At 68.1% G+C, this 2,091-nt stretch carries 1 protein-coding gene and 1 pseudogene; one reads left to right on the top strand and one right to left on the bottom strand.

Features of this window, described 5'->3' with window-relative positions:
* Positions 1 to 212: 212 nt before the first annotated feature.
* Positions 213 to 752, bottom strand: coding sequence for a periplasmic heavy metal sensor (locus tag FVW27_RS14080; protein ID WP_167126212.1), 540 nt, complete (start codon positions 750 to 752; stop codon positions 213 to 215).
* Between the two features lie 346 nt (positions 753 to 1,098).
* On the opposite strand from FVW27_RS14080, the pseudogene FVW27_RS14075 reads away from it, so the two are divergent.
* Positions 1,099 to 2,091: pseudogene (locus FVW27_RS14075) on the top strand (ATP-binding protein); the annotation flags it as partial.

The following is a 2,091-nucleotide window of genomic DNA, read 5'->3' as shown; positions in this document are numbered from 1 at the left end:
GGGGCCTGGCGGGCGGCGGGCGGTGCGGGCGGGATGACGGCGCGGGGGCGCGATGGGGACAGCGCGGCACGGCCAAAAGGAGAGGACCGCCGACATCCGGTGATGTCGGCGGCCCTGTGCGTCATGCATCATGCGGGGCGCGGAGGCGGGAAGGTGGGAAGTCCTCTGTGAAGGCCGGTGGGTGCGCCCCGCCGCTGCTCCGTCAGTCCGGACTACTGGTTGGTCTGGGGCATCTGGCCGTCATGCATGGGGCCATGGCCCATGCCCTGGCCACCCATCATGCCGCCACCCATGCCACCATGACCCATGCCGTGGCCACCCATCATTCCGCCGCCCATGCCCATGTGGCCCATGCGGCCGTATCCGGGGTTGACGCCCACTTCCTTTTCCAGGCGTTCGTCAAGGGCGGTGTATTCCTTGCGGATCTGGGTGCGCAGGTCGGACAGTTCGCCCGTCAGCTTGGAAATGGCTTCCGGCTTGGTGTTGGGGTTGCCGGACAGGGCGTTCAGTTCGGTATGCTTGGCCCAGGCCTTGTCCTTCAGCGGCTGGATGCGGGCGTCCGCTTCCTTGTAGATGGCGTCGTACTTGGCCTGCTTTTCCGGGGTCAGGGAGTTGTACACCGCGCCGGTGGCGCAGCGGCCGCCCATGCCACCCATGCCGCCCATGCGGGCAAAGGCGCTGTCGGTGATGCCGGTGATGGCGAGCAGGCCCGCAAGGGCGACGGTGCCGAGGACGAGATGCTTGGTCTTCATGATGTGTGCTCCTGTGTTGATTCGTTGCCGCCCCGCCTGGCGTCTTCGCTGCATCCGCCGTGGATGGCGTGGCCATGTACTGTGGTGCGGGGCTGGTGCGCTTGTTGCTTGCCCCGGTAAAAGCAACCGGCGTGCCAAGGCGCGGAATGTGCGTGTAACATGCCGTGATTGAAGGTTGAAATTTCATTTTCCGCACCCGGAAGGCCCCCGCAAGGCCTGCACGAAAACCGATCAGATGTATAAAAACTATACGCTACCCTCGGGATGGCGTATGAAAATCGAACAGGTGTCGCGGATTCGAACACCCCGCCCCCGGCGGGTACCGCGCACCGCAAGGAAGCTTTCCATGCCGAAGGACAACGCAAGCAATACGATCAGGACGGACAGCACGGACGCGGCCCCACCTGCCGCACGCGAGGGCCAATCTGGCCTGTTCGGGCGCGGCGGGCGCGGCGGGCGTTGGGGCAGGGGCGAAACCCTGCCCTCGCCGTGGCTGATCATCGGGGCCACGGTTGCTCTGGCCCTGGTGCTGGCCGTGCTTACCGTGCTGAACCATGATGGCGAGCAGGAATCCATGCGCCGCATCCTGTCCGAAAAGGGCGCTTCGCTGATCCGGGCCTTCGAGGCCGGTGCGCGTACCGGCCTGCGCGGGCGCACCGGGGGCGAGCTGCGCTTGCAGATATTGCTGGAGGAAATGGCCGACCAGCCGGACATCCAGTTCATCGCCGTCACCGACAGGCAGGGCGTGGTGCTGGCCCACAGCGACCCGCAGTGGGTTGGCCGTTCCCTGGCCGACCCGGCCACCATGGAGGCCCTGGCCGTGCCCCCGCCGCCCGCTCCTTTGGGGCGCGACGGGAGCGACGGGGGGGACGTGCGCCAGCAACCCCGCGACGAGGTAGGCTGGCGGCTGATGGAAGCGGGCGGCCAGCGCGCCTTTCTGGTGTACCGCACCTTCATTCCCTTGCGGCCCACGGCGCGCCATATGGGCATGGGCGGCCACATGATGGGCCACGGCATGCGCAGCCCGGAATCCGGCATGGGGTCCATGCCCGGCTGGCTGCGCCGCGAGATGGAGGCCGACACGCTGGCCGAGCGCGATGCCCCGCCCCCGGTCATCATCGTGGCGCTGGACACGGCCCCTTTCGATGCGGCCCGCGCGTCCGACCGTCAGCATACCCTGGTCATGCTGTCCATTCTGGCCCTGCTGGGCGGGGCCGGTGTGCTTTCGCTGCTGTGGTCGCGCCATGCCCGCGCCTCGCGGCGGCTGGTGCGGCAGGCCCAGTCCTTCGCCCTGCACGTGGTCACCAGCCTGCCCGACGGGCTGGTGGTGCTGGACGGC

The sequence above is a fragment of the Nitratidesulfovibrio liaohensis genome (genome assembly GCF_011682075.1).
GTDB classification, from domain to species: Bacteria; Desulfobacterota; Desulfovibrionia; order Desulfovibrionales; family Desulfovibrionaceae; genus Cupidesulfovibrio; species Cupidesulfovibrio liaohensis.
Note: the sequence above shows the minus strand (reverse complement) of the source record. Positions and strands in the feature narration are given on the sequence as shown.

What these genes read in the sequence shown, in the direction of transcription:
- FVW27_RS14080 (WP_167126212.1), bottom strand. Translation starts at nt 752, where the DNA reads ATGAAGACCAAGCATCTCGTCCTCGGCACCGTCGCCCTTGCGGGCCTG.